This is a genomic window from Pseudoclavibacter sp. JAI123 (genome assembly GCF_013409665.1).
Lineage (GTDB): Bacteria > Actinomycetota > Actinomycetes > Actinomycetales > Microbacteriaceae > Pseudoclavibacter.
Window position 1 is genome coordinate 2,482,021 of record NZ_JACCCM010000001.1, and the last position, 23,245, is coordinate 2,505,265.

General features: G+C 70.1%; 21 protein-coding genes. 6 read left to right on the forward strand and 15 right to left on the reverse strand.

Features of this window, described 5'->3' with window-relative positions:
* Positions 1-5: 5 nt before the first annotated feature.
* Genes HDC34_RS11660 through HDC34_RS11670 form a run of 3 tightly spaced genes read right to left on the reverse strand, consistent with a single transcriptional unit; the run spans position 6 to position 3,221 of the window.
* Positions 6-1,544, reverse strand: a complete 1,539-nt coding sequence (locus tag HDC34_RS11660; RefSeq protein WP_104311648.1) for a tripartite tricarboxylate transporter permease — start codon at positions 1,542-1,544, stop codon at positions 6-8.
* A 1-nt stretch (position 1,545) separates the two neighbouring features.
* Positions 1,546-2,181: a tripartite tricarboxylate transporter TctB family protein gene (locus HDC34_RS11665; protein ID WP_179556956.1), complete on the reverse strand. Its 636-nt coding sequence runs from the start codon at positions 2,179-2,181 to the stop codon at positions 1,546-1,548.
* Complete coding sequence (locus HDC34_RS11670) at positions 2,178-3,221, reverse strand: tripartite tricarboxylate transporter substrate binding protein (RefSeq protein WP_257023109.1); 1,044 nt, start codon at positions 3,219-3,221, stop codon at positions 2,178-2,180. The genes HDC34_RS11665 and HDC34_RS11670 overlap by 4 nt, the downstream gene beginning before the upstream one ends.
* Before the next feature lie 184 nt (positions 3,222-3,405).
* Here HDC34_RS11670 and HDC34_RS11675 point away from each other — a divergent pair, with 184 nt between their 5' ends.
* Together HDC34_RS11675 and HDC34_RS11680 are read left to right on the forward strand one after the other, a co-directional pair.
* Positions 3,406-4,692: an ATP-binding protein gene (locus HDC34_RS11675; RefSeq protein WP_257023110.1), complete on the forward strand. Its 1,287-nt coding sequence runs from the start codon at positions 3,406-3,408 to the stop codon at positions 4,690-4,692.
* Between the two features lie 115 nt (positions 4,693-4,807).
* Entirely contained in the window at positions 4,808-5,590 is a 783-nt protein-coding gene (locus tag HDC34_RS11680) for a response regulator (protein WP_218854965.1), read from the forward strand.
* Positions 5,591-5,621: 31 nt separating this feature from the next.
* On the opposite strand, the gene HDC34_RS11685 is transcribed toward HDC34_RS11680, so the two are convergent.
* Positions 5,622-6,494, reverse strand: a complete 873-nt coding sequence (locus HDC34_RS11685; protein ID WP_179557181.1) for a cell wall-binding repeat-containing protein — start codon at positions 6,492-6,494, stop codon at positions 5,622-5,624.
* A gap of 3 nt (positions 6,495-6,497) precedes the next feature.
* Positions 6,498-7,790, reverse strand: coding sequence for a hypothetical protein (locus HDC34_RS11690; RefSeq protein ID WP_179556957.1), 1,293 nt, complete (start codon positions 7,788-7,790; stop codon positions 6,498-6,500).
* A gap of 134 nt (positions 7,791-7,924) precedes the next feature.
* On the opposite strand from HDC34_RS11690, the gene HDC34_RS11695 reads away from it, so the two are divergent.
* Positions 7,925-8,719, forward strand: a complete 795-nt coding sequence (locus HDC34_RS11695; protein WP_179556958.1) for an alpha/beta fold hydrolase — start codon at positions 7,925-7,927, stop codon at positions 8,717-8,719.
* Positions 8,720-8,797: 78 nt separating this feature from the next.
* Here the strand turns inward: HDC34_RS11695 and HDC34_RS11700 are convergent, their stop codons facing one another.
* The 6 genes from HDC34_RS11700 to HDC34_RS11725 all read right to left on the reverse strand — a co-directional run bounded on the left by HDC34_RS11700 (position 8,798) and on the right by HDC34_RS11725 (position 15,297).
* A complete protein-coding gene (locus HDC34_RS11700) occupies positions 8,798-9,736 on the reverse strand; it encodes a hypothetical protein (RefSeq protein ID WP_179556959.1) in 939 nt (312 codons plus the stop codon).
* Complete coding sequence (locus HDC34_RS11705) at positions 9,733-11,430, reverse strand: ABC-F family ATP-binding cassette domain-containing protein (protein WP_179556960.1); 1,698 nt, start codon at positions 11,428-11,430, stop codon at positions 9,733-9,735. Before HDC34_RS11705 ends, HDC34_RS11700 begins: the two co-directional genes overlap by 4 nt.
* A 196-nt stretch (positions 11,431-11,626) precedes the next feature.
* A complete protein-coding gene (locus tag HDC34_RS11710; protein WP_179556961.1) occupies positions 11,627-12,109 on the reverse strand; it encodes a DUF2809 domain-containing protein in 483 nt (160 codons plus the stop codon).
* A complete protein-coding gene (locus HDC34_RS11715) occupies positions 12,106-13,350 on the reverse strand; it encodes an NAD(P)/FAD-dependent oxidoreductase (RefSeq protein WP_179556962.1) in 1,245 nt (414 codons plus the stop codon). The genes HDC34_RS11710 and HDC34_RS11715 overlap by 4 nt, the downstream gene beginning before the upstream one ends.
* Before the next feature lie 136 nt (positions 13,351-13,486).
* The gene (locus tag HDC34_RS11720; RefSeq protein WP_179556963.1) at positions 13,487-14,173 is read right to left on the reverse strand and encodes an ABC transporter ATP-binding protein; all 687 of its coding nucleotides are present in this window, start codon (positions 14,171-14,173) and stop codon (positions 13,487-13,489) included.
* Complete coding sequence (locus HDC34_RS11725; protein ID WP_179556964.1) at positions 14,170-15,297, reverse strand: ABC transporter permease; 1,128 nt, start codon at positions 15,295-15,297, stop codon at positions 14,170-14,172. Before HDC34_RS11725 ends, HDC34_RS11720 begins: the two co-directional genes overlap by 4 nt.
* Positions 15,298-15,462: 165 nt before the next feature.
* On the opposite strand from HDC34_RS11725, the gene HDC34_RS11730 reads away from it, so the two are divergent.
* Entirely contained in the window at positions 15,463-16,755 is a 1,293-nt protein-coding gene (locus HDC34_RS11730) for a sensor histidine kinase (RefSeq protein ID WP_179556965.1), read from the forward strand.
* Positions 16,752-17,378, forward strand: a complete 627-nt coding sequence (locus HDC34_RS11735) for a response regulator transcription factor (protein ID WP_179556966.1) — start codon at positions 16,752-16,754, stop codon at positions 17,376-17,378. Before HDC34_RS11730 ends, HDC34_RS11735 begins: the two co-directional genes overlap by 4 nt.
* A gap of 99 nt (positions 17,379-17,477) precedes the next feature.
* Here HDC34_RS11735 and HDC34_RS11740 read toward each other — a convergent pair whose 3' ends face one another.
* Complete coding sequence (locus HDC34_RS11740; protein ID WP_179556967.1) at positions 17,478-19,073, reverse strand: HNH endonuclease signature motif containing protein; 1,596 nt, start codon at positions 19,071-19,073, stop codon at positions 17,478-17,480.
* Positions 19,074-19,254: 181 nt separating this feature from the next.
* Entirely contained in the window at positions 19,255-20,775 is a 1,521-nt protein-coding gene (locus HDC34_RS11745) for an amino acid permease (protein ID WP_308807320.1), read from the reverse strand.
* Positions 20,776-20,903: 128 nt separating this feature from the next.
* Between HDC34_RS11745 and HDC34_RS11750 the strand changes: the two genes are divergently transcribed.
* Positions 20,904-21,407, forward strand: a complete 504-nt coding sequence (locus HDC34_RS11750) for a VanZ family protein (protein WP_179556968.1) — start codon at positions 20,904-20,906, stop codon at positions 21,405-21,407.
* On the opposite strand, the gene HDC34_RS11755 is transcribed toward HDC34_RS11750, so the two are convergent.
* Positions 21,404-22,519 carry a HAMP domain-containing sensor histidine kinase gene (locus HDC34_RS11755; protein WP_308807321.1) on the reverse strand — a complete coding sequence of 372 codons (1,116 nt, stop codon included), beginning with the start codon at positions 22,517-22,519 and terminating at the stop codon, positions 21,404-21,406. The genes HDC34_RS11750 and HDC34_RS11755 overlap by 4 nt on opposite strands.
* A complete protein-coding gene (locus HDC34_RS11760; RefSeq protein ID WP_179556969.1) occupies positions 22,516-23,211 on the reverse strand; it encodes a response regulator transcription factor in 696 nt (231 codons plus the stop codon). Before HDC34_RS11760 ends, HDC34_RS11755 begins: the two co-directional genes overlap by 4 nt.
* Positions 23,212-23,245: the final 34 nt, after the last annotated feature.

A 23,245-nucleotide genomic window follows, 5' to 3' on the forward strand; every position in this document is an offset into this window, starting at 1 on the left:
GAGGGTTATCGTGCGTCGGAGCTCACGAGCTCCTTCTCCTCCTGCTTCGCACGCTTGCGAGCCACGAGACGGCCGCGCACGGTGAAGGCCAGCACCAGCGCCAGGAGGGTGTAGAGCGCGATCGCGATCGGCCCCTGCACGAGCACGGAGAAGTCGCCATTGGCGCTCATCGCCGCATCCCGCAGGCTCGTCTCGGCCAGTGGGCCGAGGACCATACCGATGATGAGCGGTGCGATCGGGAAGTCGAGAGCCCGCATCAGGAAGCCGAGCAGGCCGACCCCGAGCAGCATGAGCAGATCGAAGGTCGAACCCGACGTGGCGTAGATGCCGAGCGCGCAGAAGATCGTGATGCCCGCGTACAGGTAGGGGCGCGGGATGAGGAGCAGCTTCGCCCACAGCATCGCGAACGGCAGGTTCAGGACGAGCAGCACCACCATGGCGATGAAGAAGCTCGCGAGCAGCGCCCAGACCAGCTCAGGGGCGCGGTCGAAGAGCAGCGGGCCCGGCTGCAGGCCGTACTGACGGAACGCGGCGAGCATGATCGCTGCCGTCGCCGAGATGGGGAGGCCGAGCGCCAGGAGCGCACCCATCGCCATGCCCGTCGTCGCGTTGCCAGCGGCCTCCGGGGCTGCGAGGCCCCTGATCGCGCCCTTGCCGAACTGCGGGTTCGTGCGGCGCGCATCCAGTCGCTTCTCCAAGCCGAAGGCGAGGAACGTGGGGATCTCGGAGCCACCGGCCGGCACCACGCCGAACGGGAGACCGATGACGGTGCCACGCAGCCAGGCCGGCATGGCCTCCTTGAACTCCTTGCGGCTCAGCCACGGGCGCCCCTTCGGACGGATCAGACCCTTGTCGTTGACGTGCCGCTCGAGGCAAGCGACGTAGATGACCTCGCCGAGCGCGAGGACCGCGACCGTCACGGTCACCAGCGATATGCCGTCGAACAGCTGCGGGGAGTCCATCGTGAAGCGCGGGGCGCCGGAGACGCCGTCGATGCCGATGACGGCGATGCCGAGGCCGATGAACAGGGCCGTGAGCCCCTTGACGACGTTGTCAGTGACCACGGTGGAGGTCGCCGCGAACGCGAACACTGCGAGGGCGAAGAACTCCGCCGGCCCGAAGCTGCTGGAGAAGTCGGCAAGCGCGGGGGCCAGGAAGACCACCACGATCGAGGCGATGAAGCCGCCGATGAAGGCGCCGATGGCAGCAGTCGCGAGCGCCTGAGCGGCCCGCCCGTTCAGCGCCATCTTGTGGCCCTCGAACGTAGAGGCGATGGCTGACGCCTGGCCGGGCGTGTTCATCAGGATGCCCATGGTCGAGTCGCCGAAGAGGCCGCCGAAGTAGACGCCGGCGAACATGATGAACGCGGCCGTCGGCTCGAGGGAGAACGTGACGGGCAGCAGGAGGGCGACCGCCATCGAGGAGCCGAGGCCCGGCAGCACGCCGACGGCGGTGCCGAGGAGGCAGCCGACGAAGACCCACATGAGGTTCTGCCAGGTGAGGGCACCGGCGAACCCCTCCATGAGGAGTTGGAGCGTTTCCATGTCAGATACCTCCGAGGATGCCGGACGGGAGCGACATGCCGAGTGCCATGTCGAAGGCGATGTAGGCGAGCGAGCTCAGCGTGAAGCCCACGACGAGGCTCGCCACCGGCTTCTTGGAACCGAAGCCGCGGGCCACGCACCAGAAGAGGAGGGCGGCTGCGATGACCCAGCCGAGCAGGTTGAGCGTCAGCGAGAACACCAGGAACGAGCCGACGACCCAGGCGAACGACTTCACGTCGACGCGCACCTTGCGCGGGGCGTCTGCTGCACCCGCCGCGGCGAGCGCCTCGTCGTCGGCCAGTGCACGGGCGAGAAGCTCCTCCTCGGTCATAGTCGACGCGGAGGCCGCGGCCGCGGTCGCGCGCATCTCCCGGACAGCACCGACGGCGAGCAGAGCCGCGAAGAGGTAGAGGCCGGCGGCGATGAGGCCGGGGAAGAACTGCGGTCCAGGGAAGTCGGCGCCCTCTGGCACCTTCATCGTGACGATGCCGAAGACGAGGTAGGTGGCGAAGGCTGCGATGACCAGCGGCATCGTCAGTCCCTTGAGGAGGGTGGCCGTCTTGCTCGGGCCGGCGGCGAAGGTCAGGTCTCCGCCGATGACCGCTGACGCGGCCGTCGGGTTCGCGTGGTGCGTCATTGTCCCATCTCCTCGTAGAGCTCCTTGATGCGCAGTTCCTCTTCAGCGAGGAAGGTGTCGAGCTCGTCGCCCGTGATGAGGCGCTCGTTCCAGTGGTACCTGTCGATGGCGTCCTGCCACTCGGGCGTCTCCGTCGTCTGCACCACGAGTTCGGCGAGCGCGTCCGTCTGCTCCTCGGTCAAGCCGGAGGGAGCGTGAATCGATCGCCAGTTCGTGAGCGAGATGTCGTAGCCCTGCTCGGCGGCTGTCGGAATGTCGACGCCTTCGATGGGCTCCTTCGCCACGACCGCGAGCGCCCGCAGCCTGCCGGCCTCGATCTGGTCGATGTTGTCCGCGTAGCCTCCGGCCGCGGCCTGCGCCGTTCCGTTGAGGAGCGCCTGAATGGCCTCGCCACCGCCATCAGATGAGATGTAGGTGGTGTCGACGGGCTCGATGCCTGCGCTCAGCGCGAGGTCGGTCACCACGAGCTGGTCGAACGAGCCACCGCCCGTCCATGGAATGGACTTCGGGTCGGCCTTCCATGCCGTGGCGAGGTCCTCGAGGGTCTCGTACGGCGAGTCGGCAGGGACGACGATGACGTCGTACTCCTCGACCATCACCGCGAGCGGCGTGACGTCCTCGAGCTTCGCTGCGGAGTCGTACTGGATGGTGGCGGCCAGCAGGCCGGTTCCTCCGACGAGGAGGTTGTTGGGTTCACCATCGAGCACACTCACGTTGCCGAGCGCGATCGTTCCGCCGGCCCCGGGCATGTTGACCACCTGCACGTTGTTGACGAGCCCGTTGGCTTTCTGCGCCTGTTGCAGTTCGCGGGCGACGGTGTCCCAGCCGCCACCGGCAGCTGCCGGGGCGATGATCGTCATGGACGCGTTGATGTCCTGATCCGCCGCGGCGGACGTGATCGAGCCGAAGCTCGCGACGGCGATCGATGCGGCGGCCACGACCCCGCCGATGACGCGGCCGACGACGCGCCCGCCACCGGACTTGGCCCGCCGACCCGGTTCGTCCGGTGCCACCGGGTCTCTCGTTGCTCGGATCATCATTGCTCCATTCGCGCGGACATCGTTGTCTCCGCAATATCGCCCTAGGATTGCATCGCGTTCGAACGTGGGGAGCTCCACGAGGAGTTGTGCTCATAAGTGCTCGCGAGCCCGGTGCGAAGAGGCATCGAGTGGCGGCAGCGGGCCGGAGGGCCAGAGCGCGAGAGCGCGGGAGGTGAGGGTCACGTTGCCGTTCAAGCTCAGCCAGCGGGCCGTGCGCCTCGGGATGCTCGTGGTACCGAGTCTCATCACGCTCGGTTCCGTCTCGATCACGGCCGCGATCGCGTTCTCGGCGCAGGAACGTGAGCTGCGGGACACGACCGCCGAGCGCGTGCAGGAAGTCGCGTCGAGCCTCGCGGAGCTGGATGAGGTGCGGGGCGCGCTCGAAGGCGTCGCGAACGCGGGAACCGCGTCGGCGCTCGCTGACGCGGATGACCTCGCCGTGGCCACTGATGACCTGCAGCCGCTCGCAAGCCTCGTCGAGAACGCGACGGGCGTCTACTACGTCGTGGTGACCGACGACGAGGGCGTCCGCATCACGCATCCGGACCCCGCCGAACGCGGGGTGCAGGTCTCGACGGCCAATGCGTCCGTGCTCGCCGGTGAGCCATACCTCGGGACGGAGGAAGGCGCGTCCGGCCCCTCGCTGCGCGCGAAAGTCCCGGTGTTCGGGGAGGACGGCGCCATCGTCGGAATGGTCGCCGTCGGCGTGCTCGAGTCGAGCATCTCCGCGGAGGGCGCCGAGGCCCTCGGGGAGCTCCTCCCCTGGACGATCGGCGCGCTCGTCCTCGGCACGCTCGCCAGCTCGGCCCTCGCGTTCGCGGTCGAGCGCCGCTTCCGCAGACTCGACGCGCTCGCCGCCGAGCACGCGCAGATGCAGCGGACGACAACCGCCCTGCGGGAGCAGTCGCACGAGTTCAGCACCCGCATGCACGTGGTCCACGGCCTCGTCTCGAGAGGCGACGCCCAGGACGCGCTCGAGTACATCGACGAGGTCGTGCCGGTGCGGACGGCAGGGGTCGGTGCCCCCGACAGCACCGACTCGAGCGTCCACCTTCCCCTGCTTGACGCCACGACGCAGGCCGTGCGGGCTGAGCTGCACGAGCTGGGAGCGCAGGCGAGCTTCGACCTGGAGCTCGACGACGACATCGACGACGGAGTCGTGACCGTCATCGCGAACCTCTGCCGCAACGCGGGCGAGGCAGGCGCATCCCGGGTGCGCTGCACGCTTCGCGAGAGCGACAACCGCATCATCGGGCTCGTCGACGACGACGGTCCAGGTCTGGATGCCGAGGCGAGCGGCCGCATCTTCGCTCCAGGGTTCTCGTCCAAGGCGGACCCCACTGGGCTCGGACGGGGCATCGGCCTCGAGCTTGTCCGCCGGACGGTCACGTCGCGCGGCGGCACCATCGAAGTCGGGGCGTCCAGACTCGGCGGATCGCGCTTCGCCTTCGAGATCGAGCGTCTGAGGTGAACGCGATCGCGGAGGCAAACGCAGGCGCAGACCCAGACGCCAACGCGGGCGCAGAAGCGGCGGCGGCAGCAGCAGCAGGAGCAACATCAGCAGCGAAAGGGATGAGAGGAGCCGGATGAGCGATCGAGAAGGCAGCAGCCCGCGGGTGATCGCGAACCCGATCAGGGTGCTCGTCGTCGACGACGATCGCGGGGCTCGGGCGCTGCACAGCGGGTTCGTCGCCGACATCCCCGGGTTCGCCCTCGCCGGGACCGCCAGCACGGGTGAATCCGCACTCGCGCAGAGCATGAGCGGCGTCGACCTCATCCTCCTCGACATGCGGCTTCCCGACATCAGCGGCGTGGAGGTGCTGCACCGGCTCAGAACGCTCGGAGCGAAGGTGCCGGACGTGCTGGTGATCAGCTCCTCCCGCGACCAGACCACGGTGAGACAGGCCCTCGCGGCGCACGTCGTCGGCTATCTCATCAAGCCGTTCACGCAGGCGGCCCTGCACGAGCGCCTCGACCTCTACATCGCAGAGCGTCGGGCGAGCTCGGCGAACGACCGCGAGCGGCCGCTCGGCCAAGGCGAGATCGACCGCCTGCTGGCCACTGGCAGCATCCGCCAGCCCGCAGCGCCGCGAGGCCCCTCGAGCGCGGCCCGAAGCGGGGCATCACCGTCCACCGAGCTTCCCAAGGGGCTGGCCCAGGTGACGCTCGAGCGGGTCGTTGCTGCGCTCGACCCGGTGATCCCCGCGACGGTGCTCGACGTGGCCGAGGCATGCGAGATCTCCCGTGCGACGGCCAGACGCTACCTCGACCACCTCGTGGTCACAGGGGTGATCGACCTCGCGCACCGGTACGGCAAGCGCGGGCGGCCGCAGGTGCTCTACCGGTTGTCTCCTTCCCCCGAGCGCTGATCGGCGGTCGCGGGCACTGCGTGCTCGACTCCTACGTGCAGCGCTTCTTGTGGATGTCAGAGACGAGGTCGGTGGTCGTCCCGACGATGCTGTAGTTGGCACCCGGGTACTTCGATGTGACCTCACTCGCCCCCGCAGGGACGCACGATTGCTGGGCGAGCACGAGTGGATACCCGGTGCGCGCTGTGACGAGGAGGGCCACGGCGATGTCAGCGGCACTCCCGGAGTTCGCGATCGCGAAGCCCTTCGGGCGGACGCTGCCGGCATCGAAGTCCTTGAGCAGGGCCGCGTTGACGCTGAAAGCCTCCGAGGAATTGACCCGAGTCGTCGCCGCGACCTTGGCCTTCACCTCGTTGAAGACCGCCGCCGAGATCGATGTTCCTGTGCCGATGACGCGGGCGGAGGTGACCTTCCCGGTCGCGAAGTAGGCCTTGAAGTTGGCGCTGGTCTGCGTCGGGCCGGTCAGGAGCAGGGGCGCCTTGGCGAGTGCGGCCCGCCCGGCGGCGTTGGCGATGTCCGTCGCCATGCCGCTGTTGGCGATGTACACGGCGGGGTCGTTCGGGAAGAACCGCTTCGCCACCGCCAGCGCGGTCTCGGACTTGTCGGCCGCCGCGACGACCTCGAGCCTGGGAGTGAGCTTCCCGAGCGCCGTCTTCTGCGCTTCTGAGATCTGCCCGATCACGAAGATCGCCGAGGGTTTCAGTCTCGTCAGCTCTGCGGAGACGTTCGTCGGCAGTGCGCTGGGTTTGGTGAGCAGCATGCTGCCGCCGATCTTCGCGGCGACCGGGGCCGCGAGCAGCGCATCCACTCCCCCGTCTCCGCTGGCGATGACGAGCTTGCCGCCGACCGTGTTGAACTTCCCGGATGCCGTGACGGCGTTCGCGTAGGTGTCGGCCGAGCCGATGCGCTAGGCGACCCCGGGCTGCACCGTCGGCGTCGGGGTGGCCGTCGGCGTCGGCGTGGCCGTCGCGGTCGGGGTGGCGGTGGGTTTCGGGGTGGAGGTGGGCGCACCGAACTGCGGCAGCTTCGTGCTCGAGGTGATCTCGCCCCACTTGGTGAGGGTCCACGGGATCTTGTTGATCAGGTCGACGTTGCCGTGCTTGTCGTGCACGATGCCGCCAGGCAGGTACGGGTTGGGCTTGCCCTGGGCGGTGAAGGTCACGGGATGCTGCAGGTTGAGCGCCATGGTCCAGTAGTTCTGGTCGGTGACGATGCCCCCGTACTCCTGCAGGTTCTTGACGACGACCTTCTCGAAGCTGGAGAGGCCGAGGGCCGCGATCTTCGCGTTGGTCGCGGCATCGTTCGGGATCCAGAACCGCTGCCCCATCTTCGGCGCGTGCGCCTCGCTCAGCTTGCCATCCGTCTGATAGGCGGGCCACATCGCGGCCCCCGCGCGGGTCGATGGGAAGGTCCAGCTGGTGATGTGGTTGATCGACCCGGCAGCGATCTCCTCGGCGCCCGCCATGAGGAACTCGTTCATGACGCCACCCACGGAGCTCGTGCCGCGCTCCGTCTTGAGCCACTCGTTCTGATCGAACCAGTTCGTCGACTTCGGCGAGTTCAGCGTGGTGAGGTAGCCGCCGCCCATGAGCCAGGACCCGTCGGCCTGCTTGTCGGCGACGTAGTAGCCGCGCACGATGCCCGTGGCGATGTCGACGACGGTCATCGACTTGTCCCCTCCGGGCAGCGGCCCGCCTGGTTCGGCATGCGCCGGGATGACGACTTTCCCGTAGTTCTTGGTGTTCGACTGGAACGGGGTGATCTGGAAGCCGTAGGTGCCACCGGTGGCCGAGGCCGTCGCCTTGCCCTCCATGACGGGATGGATGTCCGGGTAGAGCGCGTAGCTCTGCATCTTGACGGTCACCCAGTTGGCGTCGGCCCTCGAGCTGTCGACCGTGTAGATGGGGATGGTGAAGTTCTCGCGGTTGGTCGAGGTCTTCAGGCGCCCCTTCCAGAAGTCGTTGAGGTACCGGTCGGGGAGGGTGTCGACCATCGCCGCGGTCTGCGCGGAGAGCGACGAGACCGGCGCGCCCTGGGGTGTGGTGGTCGCGTAGCTGCCCTTGGCGACGTAGTTCGCGGGCGACATGACGTCCTGGTTCACGACCCCGAAGGACGCGGCCTGCGCGGGCGTGGTTCCGAGGAACGTGAGGGCCGAGGCCGAGAGCAGGAGCGCGGCGAGGAGGGAGAGCGCCTTTTTCATGGTCACATCCGGGTTGTGTGATCGAGCGGTGGTCCCCCCAGGGTGAATCGTAGGGTGATTTCTGGACGAAACGCCGTTTTGCGTGCAAATTCACGCGGATCCGGACACACCGAAGCAGAGGTAGCGTTGCTGGCATGGCCAACTTCGACGGACATCTCGGCCTCGGCGGATGCACGGTCTGGTTCTCGGATACCGGCCCCGGCGCGGTGCCGGGCTCCGTCGTCTTCCTGCACGGCGCCGGCGCCGACCATACGATGTTCGAGCGCCAAGCCGCCGCGCTCCGTCGCGCCGGCCACCGTGTTGTGCTCGTCGATCTGCGGGGGCATGGCCGGTCACGCCCGACCACGATCGCGGTCTCCCCGGAGCTGCTGGCGAGCGACATCGAGCGGCTCATCGCCCACCTCGACCTCGGCGAGGTGTCGCTGGTGGGGCACTCGCTCGGCGGCAACCTCGCGCAGGAACTCGTCCGTCGCGCGCCGGAGCGCTACGGGAGGCTCGCGGTGCTCGACGCGACCTGGAACGCGGGGCCGCTGACTGTCGGCGAGCGCGCCGCGCTCCGGCTCGCAAAGCCGATGCTGCGGCTCATCCCGTCAGCCCGACTCCCGAAGCTCATGGCAGACGCCTCGGCGACCACGGCCTCCGCGCGAGGTGACCTGACTCGAACGTTCGCGTCCATGTCGAAGGGCGAGTTCATCGCCGTCTGGCGCGCGACGACCGAGTTCGTGCGTCCGGACGCCAGCTACCGCACCCCGGTGCCGACCCTGCTGGTGCGGGGCGAACGCGACACAACCGGCAACATCGCACGCGCCATGCCGGCCTGGGCGGCCGCCGACCGACTCACGGAGGTCGTGATTCCCGACGCGGGGCACGTCGTCACACTCGATGCGCCGGAAGCGACCTCAGAAGCCCTCTTGACCTTCCTCGCCTGAACACCCCAGCGCCCCACGTCCCAGCACCCCAGCGTCCTGAGGGCGCTCTCGTTGCGAGTTGACCAGCTCCTGTGCCGTTCACCGAGGGGCGAGGACCGATGGCACCTCGCGTTGACGCTGTCGCAGCGGCGAGGTCTGTCTGCGTGCTCGCGCAAGATGCAGGACGAGCGCGAGGAGCCCCGCGAGCACCGCGGCCCCGAGGGCAGGGGGCGCGAGCTCTCCCGCGAGGGGAACGAACAGCGTCCTCGCCAGATCCGTCATGAGGTACACGTCTCCGAAGGCGTTCCGCGTGCCAAGCGCGTACTGCACCGAGCCGAAGACGACGGGGAGCAGCCAGACGGCGGCAAGCGACCCCGCCCAGACGCCGATGCGTGCCCATGACGAGACGCCGAGCATCCCGAGCACCACGCCGACGGCCAGGCCGGGCGCCCAGCGGACGAGCTCGTACGAAGCCACCCCGCCGCCGGCCGGGCCGACAGAGAGCATGTACCAGAGGCCGAGCCACGTCCCGATGGGGACCACGCCGAGGCAGAGGCCGAGCGCTGAGACGGGCGCGCGGCGCGAGCTCACGAGCCAGTAGACCGCCTGGGACGCACCGACGACGGCGAGCGTCCCGAGGAGCATCCCGCCCGTGTAGGCGAGCGCCCGGATGCCCATGCCGAGACCGAAGGCGAGCCCCAGGCCCAGGCCGCCCGTGAGCGCGAAGAAGCTCTGGAAGACGGCGAGGAGCTGGACTGCGACGAGCGCGAGCGCCGCCGCCCGGTGAACCTCTGATGCGCGCTCGCGGAGCAGCCGGACGGCGAGGCCGGCCAGGGCTCCGCCGAGAACGAGCAGGGCGACCAGGTCGATGGCGAAGTACTGGTGGATCGGGAGCAGCGCTATCGGCATGTCAGCGGGCAGCGTGTCGGACGACCAGAGGTTCTGCCCGGGCAGGTTCGCGCCGGTGGCGAGCCAGGGCGCCAGTCCGAGGACCCCGGCGACGACTCCGATGACGGTTCCTCTGCCGGGGCTTCTCATCTGATCATCCTCGCATCAGCCACCGACATCGGCGCGGGCCCGCGGTCGGTGTCGCGGTCGCCCGGGCCTTCCAACCGGAGCTGCGGCCACTGCTCGGTGTCCCGAAGCAGCTGGCGGTCGTGCGTCGACAGCACGACGGCGGCCTGCGTCGCGCCGAGTGCCTCCGTGAGCTCGTCGACGAGCGCGATCGAGAGGTGGTTGGTCGGCTCGTCAAGCAACAGCACGTGAGGCCGCGAAGCGAGGACCATCGCGAGATCCAGTCTTCGCTGCTGCCCCATCGAGAGCTCGCCGACCCGTTTCCCGGCCTCCCTGGAGCGCAGCAGCCCGAGGTGCGAGAGGCCGACGGTCTCGCTCGCGGCGAGCATGCCGGATGCCTCGAGTTGTCCGAGATGCGCCTCGAACAGCTCGGCGGCGCGGCGCTCGGCGGGGAGTGACGACTCCTGCGACAGGACCCCGACCCTGGTGCCAGGCTGGACCCGCACCACCCCGGAGTCCGGGGGCAGCTTGCCGGCGAGCAGACTCAGCAGCGTCGACTTGCCGGCACCGTTCGGACCCGTGATCGCCAGCCTCCCCTCCCGTGAGAGCGCCACGGATACGGGCTCGGCGAGACGCCCGGCGACGGAGACGCCCACCGCCGTCAGGAGCTCGGCGCCCGCCCTCGCCTGGAGTTCCGGGAATCGGAAGCGCTGCGGCGGCACTGGCACCGTCACGGCATGCGCCGCCAGCGCTTCCTGCCGGCGATGCACGCTCTGCGTCAGGCCGGCGGCTCGGGTCGCGCGCCCGTGCTTGTTCGCTCCCTTCTCGGGCCGCCACCCCGTGACGAGCCGGTTCTGTGCGGCGCTCAAGCTGTCCTGCAGCCTCGCGTGTTCGAGCTGCTGCCGTTCGTACGTCTGCTCCCAGCGCTCGCGCTCCGCGAGCCGCCCCTCGCGGTAGCCGTCGAACCCGTTCCCGTACACGCGGGGAAGCCCATCCGGTGTCGGGTCGAGGTCGACGATCGTCTCGGCGACGTCTGCGAGGAGGGCCCTGTCGTGGCTCACGATGACCACCCCTCCTTTGCGGGATCGGAGCTGCTCGGTGAGGAAGTCGAGGCCGGAGCGGTCGAGGTGGTTGGTGGGCTCGTCGAGGAGCAGGAAGTCGAGGTCGGCGCCCAGCAGGCAGGCGAGGCGGACCCGGTAGCGCTGGCCGACCGAGAGCTCCGCGAGCCGTCGAGTCTGATCGGTCTCCGCGTCGAGCGCTTCCAGGGCGATCAGGACTCGACGTTCGGCGTCCCACGCGTCGAGCGCTTCGGCGGATTCGAGGGCCGCCGCGTAGCGGTCGTCGGCACCGGGTCCGCCCTCGGCGAGTGCGGCTCCGGCCAGGTCGAGCGCGGCGAGCGCGGCGATGGGCTGGGCGATGGCGTCTGCGATGGCCTGCCCCACGGTCCGGTCGTCGTCGGCGCTCATCTCCTGCTCGGCGATGCCGAGCGTTCCGACCCGATGCACGGTGCCGCTGTCAGGGGCGAGTGTGCCCGCGAGCACGTGGAGGAGCGATGACTTGCCTCGCCCGTTCTCGCCGACGATCGCGGTCCGCGACGCCGGCGTGACCGTGAGATCGACAGAGGTGAGGACCGGTGTTGCGCCCCGCATCAACGAGACGTCCGAGAGGGTGAGCTGCGCGCGATGGCGCGCTGGAAGAGCGATGGAGGTGGCGTGCATGGTGGTTCCTTCGAGCAGGCGCACACAGCGCTGCCAGGCCAGGCGGAAGCTGGCCTGCAGCAGGGTGCGAAGAACGGCGACCCGGGAGGGTCAGAGCTTTCGGCCGCCGCCTGCTCGGAGGGTCTCGAGGAGACCGAGCTCAACGAGCGCGGAGGGCCAGCTCAGCCGTTAGGAGAAAAGCAAAAGGAACACGCGTTCACCGTACCAGCGGTGTCGCGGCTCGTCGAGGGGCCTCAAGGCGTCGAGCACGGATGCGATGGACAACGAGGTCGGCCGCGCAGGCGAGCACGCCGGCGAGCGCGTAAACGAGGAGGTCGCGCGGGTCGAATCCCGCCCCGAGCACCAGTCGGGTTGGCGCGAACGCCTCGGCGGCGCGATGCGGCAGCTCCGTGAGCTGGAGGAACTCGACCGCGAAGGACCAGCCGACCGCGAGCGCGGCGAGCAGCCATGGTCGAGCCCGAGGCGCGAGCAGCATCACACCGAGGTAGACCGCGACCGTGTACAGGGCGTCGCCGGCGATGTCGGAGACGGCCCCCTCCGGAAGCAGGAAGTGGGTCGCGAGGCCGAGGGCGACCGTCACAGCGAGCAGCACGGCGGCGGCGGCGCGACGGCGGCGACGGCGGCGGCCAGCTGGCTTTACCCGTCCGGCGCTGTCGGGCTGCTGGGCGCGGGTCTTCATCGCGCGCCGCGCGCAGTCGCGCCCACGGGTTCGAGCGCTCGAGCCGCGCGCAGCCCGGAGACGACGGCGCCGTTGAGGGTCTGCTCGAGGCCCGTGTGCTCGCCGGCGAACGCGACGCGTCCGGCTGGGGCGTCGAACGCGTCGAGGTCGGCGGGGGTCCAGTCGAGGGACGCCGCCGAGTAGGAGCCGTGAGTCCACGGGTCGGCGCTCCAGTCGGTGAGCAGCACGTCGCCGTCGATGACCAGCTCGGGGCGCAGGGCGCGCAGCTGGCCGACCCAGGTGTCTGGCCCGTCTGCCGTGCGCAGCACGTCGAGCGTCGCGCGGCTGCCCGCGAAGCACGAGAGGGCAGGGATGCGGTGCTCCCCATCCGCAGACAGGGACCGCCACGACCACCAGCTCAGGTCGGCGCTCTGCAGTGCAACGTCGTCGTCGACCGCGGTGAGCGGCACGCCGAGCTTCGCGGCCGTGCCCATGATGCGGTGGTCGAGTGCCGTGCGCTGCGCATCCGGCAGCTCGAACCCGAGCCGCAGTCCGCGCAGAATCGGGAGCGGCACCGCGATGACGGCCGCGTCGCCGTGCAGGGCGGAGCCGTCGGCCAGCGTCACCTCGACCCCGGCCGCGGACTGGTCGACGGCCGTGATGGGATGCTCGAGCCGCACGGCCGTCCCCAGCCGGTGCGCGAGCTCGATCGACAGTGACTGGTTGCCGGCGACGAACCGCCCGCCGTCGTCGATGAACGGCTGACCGGCCTCGGGGTCGTGGAGGAGGGCCGATTCGGCGCTGACGAGCCTCGGGTCGTTCGCGAGCGACGTGACCACGCGCCGGTACACCGGGTCGTGTTGGCAGCCGGGGCCGAGCGCCTCCCTGTGCGCCTCGTCGACGGAGACTTGCGTGGCCCCGTCCGCGAGCATCCGTCGCAGCGTCTCGGTGACGCGCGCGGTCGTGGCCTGGAGCTCGGCGAACGACACGTGCCGGCCGTCGAGGGTGCGCCTGGCGTAGCGGACGTTGTGGCTGAGGATGGGCGCCCCGACCTCGGCGGCGAGGCGGCGGATCGCGAACTCGGTGGGGAACACGTACTCGCCGCCGCGCTCGGTGAGCTGCCCGTTGCCGAGTCGCTGCGACCAGGTGCGGCCGCCGACGCGGTCCCGCGCCTCGAGCACGGTGACCTCGTGGCCGAGCTTGTGCAGTTCCCAGGCGGACGTGAGTCCGGCGAGGCCGGCTCCGAGGACGATGATGCGCATGCGTTTTCGGCCACCTTCCTCAGCGGCCGGAGTTCGGTCGCCTCCCGATTCTCGCGCAGCTCGACCGCGTCCGTGCCAGCTTGGCGGAACCGAGCTCGCCTGGCTGCGTCGAAGCCGTCTGGCGGAGCCGCATCCGTCAGCTCTGGAGCCGCGCGAGGCGCCCGTCGACGAGCTGCACCGACGAATGCAGGCTGGGGAGGTGCGTCGGGTCGTGGGTGACGAGCAGGGTGGCGGTGTCGAGCTCCCTGCTGAGGCGCAGGACGAGCTCGATGATGGCCGCTCCCCGCTCCTGGTCGAGCGCGCTGGTCGGCTCGTCGACGAGCAGCGCGCTCGGACCGTTCATGAGGGCTCGCGCGATGTTGACGCGCTGCCGCTGGCCACCGGAGAGCTGGTGCGGGCGCTTCGCCCGGTGCTCGGTGAGGCCGACCGCGTCGAGCAGCTCGTCAGCGCGGGCGGACACGTCCCGCCGGCGCTCGCGACTGCCCGGCTCACCGAGCTCGTTCATGACGAGGAGCTGCTCGCGCGCCGTCAGCGAGGGAAGGAGGTTCGGCTGCTGGAAGACGATGCCGATGGAAGAGCGGCGCAGGGCGGCCGACTCGGAGCGGCTCAGCGTGCTTGCGTCGACGTCTCCGATGCGCACGCCGCCTGAGTCGGGGCGGATGAGGGTGGCCGCGACGGCGAGCAGGCTCGATTTGCCGGAGCCGCTCGGCCCTGTGATGCCCGTGACGGTGCCGGGCGCGGCCGTGAGGCTGACGCTCTCGAGCGCGGTGAGGCGGCCGGCGCCGTCTGGGAAGGTGAGCGTGACGTTGTCGAGGGTGATCATCGGTTGCCTCCGAGGGCGGTGAGCGGGTCTGCTGAGGTGACGGATCGCAGCGCGAAGGCGGCGCCGGCGAGGCCGAGCGCGACCATGATCGCGCCGGGAACGAGGGTCGTGAGGGGGCTGAGCAGGAACGGGAGCGCCTGGCCGGCGAGGGCGCCAAGGATCGCGACGAGCCCGATGCCGGTGCCGATGCCGACGAGCAGGACGAAGAGCGCCTGCCCCAGCGCATCCCGAGCCAGTGATCGTGTGCTCGCGCCGAGCGCCTTGAGGACCGCGACGTCGCCCTGGCGCTGCATCGTCCACACGGTGAAGAACGCGCCGATCACGAGGCCGGAGATGCCGAAGAGCATGGCCACCATGAGCAGCAGCGACCCCACTTCGGAACGGAACGCGGAGAGAGCGGTGAGCGATCCGACCAGGGTCTCCGAGACGACGCCGGCCTCCGCATCCACTGCGGCCCAGTCGGGGGCACCGGAGACGGCGAGCACGGTGGCGAACGCGTCGGGTGACCCGGTCGCCTCGGCGAGTGCGCGCCAGTCGGCGATGCTGATCTCGACGACGGGCGTGTGGCTGTACCAGGCGTCCGGGCCGACGCTGTCGACCCGGAACGACGTGCCGCCGATCGTGACGTCGTCACCCACGGCCGCGTCGAGTTCGTCTGCGGCCGCCTCGGAGAGGGCGATCGTGCTCTCGGCGGGTGCGGAGAAGGTACTCGCGCCGTCCGAGAGTGCGGAGCTGCCGGTGGTGTCGCCCTCCGCGGGCCCGGACATGCTGGAGTCTGCGGGGACGCCGAAGACGGCGACTGCGGCGCCCGTGGTCGGGCTCTCTGCGCGGAGCTGGCTGATCCCGAGCGGGTCGACCCGAGTCACTCCCGGCATGGCGGCGATCGTGTCGGCCTGGTCTCGGGTGGGCGACGACGTCGAGAAGCTCGGGGCGTCGTCGCCGGTGGGAACCGTGAACGCGAGCCGGTCGGCGGGCAGCGCGAGGATGCCCGAGATGTTCTGGGTGGCGAGGCCGCCGGTGAGGCCGCTGAGGAATCCGACGAGCACGGTGATGAGTGTCACGACGGCGCCGATGAGCAGGAATCGGCCGCGTGCGAAGCGGAGGTCGCGGAGGGCGACGAACATGGTGGTCCTTTCCCGTCGCCGGTTGCGGCGACTCAGGCAACCTTCTCGCCGCGGGTGGGGCGCGGGCATCGGCCGTCGGCACGGACCTTCTGCTCCACACGGCGGAGCGTCCCGTCCAACTTTCGAAGGATGCCGGCGCTCCCGCTCGTGTCTAGGCTGAGCGGCATGTCCCCCTCCGCGCTCACCCCTGTCTTCGTGGGGTTGCGCACGGGGCTCCACGTGCTGCTGTTCGGCCTGCTCGCGCTCGTCGCGGCTCGGTCACTCCTGGCGCCGGAGCCGAGCACGCCCGCTGTGCTCGGCGCGGTTGCGCTGTTCGGGGTGACGTACGCCCTCGGAATCGTCGCGAGTGCCCGCGCCAGCGCCGAGCCTGTAGCTCGCGCCGAGCGTGCAGCCAGCGCCGAGCCTGTAGCTGGCGCCGAGCGTGTAGCCAGCGCCGAGCCGGGCGCTCGCGACGAGCGTGCGGCCCGCTTCGAGCGTCGGCGTCTGCGTCTGCTCTGGCTGACCGCGCTGACGCTCGAGTGGATGCTGCTCCTGTGGCTCTCCAGAGAGGCCGCGTACCTCGTCTTCCCGCTGTTCTTCGTGGTCCTGCACGTGCTCGGTCGGCGTGCCGGGATGCTCGCGGTCGCCGCGATGACCGCCGTCGCCGTCATCGGGCTCGGCCTGCACGAGGGCTGGTCGGTGGCTGGTGTCATCGGCCCGTGCATCGGGGCCGGCGTCGCCGTGCTGATCGGCCTCGGCTACGCGGCGCTCGCGAAGGAGGCGAGGGAGCGGGAGGCGCTGATGCGGGAGCTGCTCGAGACGCAGGCGCATCTGGTTGCGACGGAGCGGGAGGCGGGGACGCTCGCTGAGCGGGCGCGGCTTGCCCGCGAGATCCACGACACGGTCGCTCAGGGGCTGGCGAGCATCCAGATGCTCTTGCACGCCGCCGAGCGCGCGGACCCGGAGGGGCCTGGCGTCGGGCACATCCGTCTCGCCCGGGAGACGGCTGCGGCTGATCTCGCGGAGACGCGGCGCTTCATCCGCGAGCTCTCGCCGCCGGACCTCGACGGTGCTGACCTGGAGCAGGCGCTCCGTCGGCTGGGCGAGGCGACGACCGCGGCGCACGGTCTGCGTGTCGACGTGCGCGCGAGCGCCCACCCGCTGCCGATGCCCGTGCAGACTGCGCTGCTGCGCATCGCCCAGGGTGCGCTCGCGAACGTCACCCAGCATTCGGGTGCTCGCCGCGCGACGATCACGCTTGACGAGACGGATGCCGGACTGGTGTTCACGATCGCCGACGACGGCCAGGGGTTCGATGCGGATGCGGCTTCGAGGGCGGCGCGGCCGAGCTCCGACTCGTTCGGTCTCGTCGCGACCCGCGACCGTGTGCAGCAGCTGGGCGGCACTCTGGCGTTGGCGTCCATGGCGGGCCGGGGCACGACCCTGACCGTCACGCTCCCTCGCGAGGTCGCCGCATGATCCGCATCGTCCTCGCAGATGACCACCCTGTGGTCCGTGCTGGCCTGAGGGCTCTGCTCGGCGGCGAGTCCGACATCGAGGTCGTCGCTGAGGCTTCGACTGCGGAGGAGGCGGTGCGCGCCGCGGTGGACACGCGGCCGGACCTGGTGCTCATGGACCTGCAGTTCGGGGCTCGCGAGAACGAGACGGGGGCTTCGGCGACGAAGCGCATCCGCGCCCTGCCGGCTCCCCCGCACGTGCTCGTGGTGACGAACTACGACTCGGACGGCGACATCCTCGGCGCCGTCGAGGCCGGCGCCAGCGGGTACCTGTTGAAGGATGCGCCCCCGCACGAGCTGCTCGCGGCGGTGCGGGCGGCGGCGGGAGGCGCGAGTGCGTTGGCCCCGCCGATCGCGTCGCGCCTCATGGATCGGCTGCGGGCGCCGCAGCAGAGTCTCTCGCCGCGGGAGATCGAGGTGCTCGAGCTCGTCGCGGCCGGCCGTTCCAACACGGAGGTCGCTGCAGCCCTGTTCGTCACGGAGACGACGGTGAAGTCGCACCTCGCGCACGTCTTTACGAAGCTCGGCGTGACGTCGCGCACGGCGGCGGTCTCCGAGGCGAGGACGCGCGGCGTTCTCCGCTAGTTCCCGCTCGTCCCCGCGGCGGCCCTTGCGTGCAGGTATGACCGCGCGCAGGAGTCAGGAGCAGCAAAGAACACGGCAACGGCAATGGCAACGGCGGGACTAGAACGGTGGAGTCGCGCTGCTGTTGGGCCGCGGCGGCAGGGCTTCACTGACGGAACGCGCTCGTTCGCGTCGCTCCGAGTGAACGGGCTCGCCTCGCCTGGGTTCTTCCGTCGGTCTGAAGAGTTGGTCGCTTGGTCTGAAGATCACGCCGTGTGGTTCGGGTCTGCTGATGTAGATCTTCCCGCTTGGTGTGGTCCATTCGAGGACGCCGCCGCCGAGTTGTCTGACTTTCCAGGCGGTGTGGTGTTTGACGATGTGGTGGTTCTTGCAGAAGTCGCTGAGGTTCCAGACTGCGGTCTTGCCGCCGTGCTGGTAGTCCTCGGTGTGGTCGAGCTCGCACCTCACGGCGGGTTGTCGGCAGCCGATGAAGCGGCAGTGGATGTCGCGGGCCTGCAGGAAGGCGCGCATCGCCGCGGTGGGCTTGTAGGAGTCGACGGCTTGTACGGCCCCGGTGATGGGGTGCGTGAGCACGCGGAGGAACGCTGGTGCGGTCGCGGCGAGGCGTTTCGCGTCCTCGATCGGCATGGGTGTCATCCCGTCGAGCATCGCGGGCGCCCGGCCCGGCTGGTCTCTGGCGGAGTCGCTGTCGGCGAGTACCGTCGTGATCGGGATCGAGAGCTGCACGCTGGCCTGGATACCAGCGGCCGCCGAGTTGCCCATCGGGTCGCTGGTGAGGAGCATGTCCGCGACGACGTCGGACATGACCTCGTTCAGACTCCGCTCGTCCAGGGCCGGGGCACTCTCCGCCCCGCTGTCGACACCACTGTTCAGCGCAGACGCAAGGGCAGGGTCATCGCCTTCGCGAGCATGGTCGACGGCGGCCCCGAACGCACTCTCGGTTTCGGACGCGGAGTTTGCCGACCCCGAGCCGTCTTGGTCTCCGGGCTTCTGGCGCGCTTTGATGATCGCGAGCGCCTGCTTCCGCACCCGGTCGCGGATCGCGTGCGCGACGAACGTGTCCGTCGTGACCCGGATGATGCTCATCCCGTCGCCAAGATCTTCGACCGTCGCGCGGCGTTGCCGCCTCGCCCGCGCGTGCCGCTGATCGATGGACTCGCCAGTCAGCTCCTCCGCGACCCGCTCCGCCGCCTTCCGCAGTGCCTGCGGCGGCAACGACTCCCGCCGAACCCGCTCGAGCATCACCTCCACAAACAGCGCCCGCCGCTCCGCCTGCTCGACCGGATCATCGTGGTTGACCTTGAGGCCTACCTCGACGAGCTTGTGCACCTGCGCGGGCGTCACGACGTTCTCGTCCAACGCGACCGCCAAAGCAGGGAAGTCCTGCTGCGTCATCGACGCGAGCGCCAGCTGGCCCTGCGTCACCCCGCACGACACCTGCATGACCAGCGCCACCTCGTTCGCGATGGACCGCACATGCATTGCCGACTCAGCGCACCCCTCCGCCGCATCCAACGCGTGGCCGAAGTCGTACGCGGCCGCGTGGGCCCGCAACTGCAACGCGGACCCTGCCGCGATCATCGCGGCCGCCCGCTCCTCCATCGCGAGGATCTCCGCCCGCCGCGCAGCAACCGAGGCCGGATCCGAAGGGTCAAACCTCGGGTTCGGGAGGTCGTGCTCGCCGTGCTGTTGCATGTCCCCAACGCTACGGACAACCACCGACATTCCGCGGTTTCGTGGATAACTTTCTGCACCGATCGCGACCGAACATTGGCCACCCTTGGACTTATCCCCAGACGCGGGGGGAACCTAGATGCCCAACTTACCGAACATAGCTTCGAATCAACGGGTCAGGCAGTGCAGAAACGAGGTTCACTTACTTCTTCTGTGCGTTGCCAGATCCGGGCGCCTCAGTTCCTGCAGCCCCTTCGTTCACCTCTCCGCGCAGCAGCTGCACGGGGTCGACGCCCTGCCTGCGCAGGTGCCGGTTGGTGAGCGCGCAGGCGACGGCGATGACCGCGGTCATGCCCAGCGTCGCGAGCAGCTGCTCCCGAGAGCCCTCGTTCAGCATGGTCAGCACGACGATGACGACGAGGATCACGGCCGCCAGGATGCTCAGCCAGGGGAAGCCGGGCATGCGGGCTGTGAGGGTCTCGCCGCGCGCATCCGCTCGCCGCCGCAGCACGAGCTGGGAGGCGGTGACGGTCGCCCACAGCACGATGAGGGTCGAGCCGACGATGTTGAGGAGGGTCGGCAGGACGGCGTCGGGCGCGAGGAAGTTGAAGATGACGGTGAGGAAGCCGACCCCGACGGAGACGAGCACGGCGACGGTGGGCGTGCCGTTGCGGGCGAGGCGCTGCATGCCGCGGGGCGCGAAGCGGCGCTCAGACAGCGAGTAGACCATGCGGGAGGCGCCGTAGAGGTTCGCGTTGAGTGCCGAGAGCAGGGCGATGACGATGATGGCCGACATGATGAGGTCCACGCCGGGGATGTTCGTGAGGGCGAGCACGGCGGCGAACGGGCCGGCGACGACGGCCGGGTCCATCCACGGCAGGGCGGCGACGATCACGAACACGGAGCCGATGTAGAAGAGCAGGATGCGCCAGAGCACGCTGCGCACGGCGCGGCGGATGCTCGTGGCGGGGTCGCGGGTCTCGGCGGCGGCGATCGCGGTGAGCTCGGTGCCGCCGAAGCTGAACATGACGATGAGGAGCGCTGCGGAGATTCCGAGGATGCCGGTCGGCGCGAAGCCGTCGTGCGCGACGAGGTTGGACAGGCCGGGCGAGGGCACGTCGGGGATGAGCCCGAAGAGGAGCGCGGCGCCGAGGGCGAGGAAGCCGATGATGGCGGCGACCTTGAGCACCGCGAACCAGAACTCGAAGGAGCCGTAGCGGCGCACGCCGAGGAGGTTGATGAGAGTGAACGCCACCATGAAGGCGAGCGCCCAGACGCCCTGCGGGATGCCGGGCGTCCAGGCGGCCACGATCGCGGCGGCTCCCGTGGCCTCGGCGGCGATGACGATGACGAGCTGCATCCAGTAGAACCAGCCGAGCGTCGCCCCCGCGGTCGCGCCGAACGCCTTCGCGGCGTACACGGAGAAGGCACCGCTCTGCGGGTCGGCGGCGGCCATCTCGGCGAGCATGAACAGCACGAGGATGACGAGGAGGCCCGCGACCGCGTACGACACGATGACGGCGGGTCCGGCGACCGCGATCGCCTGCCCGGAACCGACGAAGAGGCCGGCGCCGATCGCCCCGCCGAGGCCCATCATCGCGAGCTGCCGAGGCGTCAGCGAACGCTGCAGGTGGTGCGCGTCGCTCTTCTGACCGGCGACGGCTTGCGGTTCGCGCGCGGCCTCATGCGGGTTGCTGTTCTCGGATGCGCTTGCGGAAGTCACAAGCCGGAAGTCTCTCACGAATGGCGAGCGCGGCCCGTCGCCTGTGGAATCCGCCCACCCGCCGGGTATCGTCCGCGTATCGAAACCCGCATACGCTCCCGCAACACGCCCCTCGAGAGGCTGTAGCCATGAGCTACAGCCGCGCAGACCAGACCCTCGAACTCCCGACGACCGGGGCGTTCGTCAGCGCCCAGCGCCAGCCGCGGGCCCGTCGCCCGTCTCGCGCGCCGCGCTTCCTCGTGGCCGTGCTCTTCCTCGCGTACCTGGTGATGCTCACGTGGCTCATCGTGTGGAAGCTCGAGGCCCCGTTCGTCGGATGGGGTGAGATGCGGGCGCTCAAGCTCGTCCCGTTCGTCGCGAGTGAGGGGTACGCGGCGAGCCTGCCGCTCGAGGTGCTCGCGAACGTCGCCGTCTTCATCCCGTTCGGCCTCTGCACGGGCTACCTGTGGCGTCGGTCGCCCGGCCCGAAGACGTTCTTCGCGGCCGGGTTCGCGAGCCTCGCCATGGAGACCACCCAGTTCGCGCTTGCCGTCGGCAGCTTCGACACGAGCGACATCATCGCGAACACGGTCGGCGCGCTGATCGGTGCCGCGGTCGTCGCGCCGAGCGTGCGGCGCTCGGCGTTCAGCTAGGCGTTGCCGCCCGCCGGTGCGCCCGCCGCGGCATCGGTGGCGAGCGGCAGCCGCACGGCCACCCGCAGCCCGCCGCCGTCTCGCGCCGCGAGCCGCATGGACCCGCCGTGCGCCTTGACGACGCTCTTGACGATCGCCAGCCCAAGCCCGACGCCGGCGTGGTCGCTGCGCGCACGCTGCTCGCCTCGCTGGAACGGCTCCGTCAGCGTGGCGAGCAGGTCATCGCCGATCGGGCTGCCGGTGTTCTCGACGACGAGGACTGCCGCATCCGTCGCCGGACTCGTCGTGAGGGTGACCGAGCCGCCCTGCGCCAGGTTGTGCACGATCGCGTTGTGCAGCAGGTTCGTGGTGAGCAGCGAGATGAGCGCGGGCGAGCCGATCGTGGTCGCGGCCTCCCCCGCCGTCTCGATGGCGACGCCGCGCTTCTCGGCGAGCGGCAGCAGCGTCTCGGCGGCCTCCTCGGCGACAAGCGAGAGGTCGACGCGCTCGGTCGCGAAGGTGCCGTGCTCGGTGCGGCTCAGCACCAGCAGCGCCTCGGTCAGCTCGATAGCGCGGGCGTTCACCGAATGCAGGCGCCCGAGGACCTCGTCGTGGTCATGGTCCGGGTCCTTGCGGGCCACGTCGAGGAGCGTCTGCGAGATGGCGAGCGGCGTGCGCAGCTCGTGCGAGGCGTTCGCGGCGAACCGCTGCTGCTGGGCGACGTGCGCCTCGAGCTGCGCGAGCATCGCGTCGAAGCTGTCGGCCAGCTCGGTGAACTCGTCGCTCTTCCCGTAGAGGCGGATGCGGTGCGACAGCGATCCGGCCGCGGCGGCCCGCGTCGCGGAGGTGATGCGGGTGAGCGGGGCGAGCATCCGCCCGGCGAGGAACCAGCCGCCGACGAGCGCGAAGACGAGCAGGAACAGCAGTGCCCACGCCGCGGCGGGAACGAACGCGCGCACGAGGTCGGTGCGGCCGGGGAAGAACGTCCACTCGCTGGCCATCGCCTCGGCGGGCACGTAGCGGAGCAGGAAGGCGTAGACGACGGCGAGCAGCAGCGCGCCGGCGATCATGAGGAAGCCGGCGTAGCTCAGGGCGAGCTTGAGGCGCACGCTGAGCCCGCGCTGCCTGGTCACCGCTGGTCGTCTTCGTCGAGCACCGAGTTCGCTTCGGCGTCGATGCGGTAGCCGACACCGGGCACGGTCACGATGAGCCACGGCTCCCCGAGGCGCTTGCGCAGGGCGGAGACGGTGATGCGGACGGCGTTCGTGAACGGGTCGGCGTTCTCATCCCACGCCTTCTCGAGCAGCTCCTCGGCGCTGATCACTCCTCCGCCCGCGCTCATGAGCACCTCGAGCACCGCGAACTGCTTGCGCGTCAGCGCGACGTAGCGTCCGTCTCGGTACACCTCGCGGCGGAACGGGTCGAGCTTCAGGCCAGCGATCTCGTGGATGGGCGGGCGGCTGTGCGCGCGGCGACGGTTGAGGGCGCGGAGACGCAGCACGAGCTCCTGCAGCTCGAAGGGCTTCGTGAGGTAGTCGTCGGCGCCGAGCTCGAAGCCGGACGCCTTGTCATCGAGGCGGTCGGCGGCCGTGAGCATGAGGATGAGCACGCCGCTGTTCGACGCGACGATGCGCTTGGCGACCTCGTCGCCGGAGGGGCCAGGGATGTCGCGGTCGAGGACGGCGACGTCGTAGTCGTTGACGCTGAGCAGCTCGAGCGCCGCGTGCCCGTCGCCGGCGATGTCGGCGGCGATCGCCTCGAGGCGCAGCCCGTCGCGGATCGCCTCCGCCATGTAGGGCTCGTCCTCCACCAGCAGCACACGCATGTGCCGATGATACGAGCCGCGGCATATTGCCGGC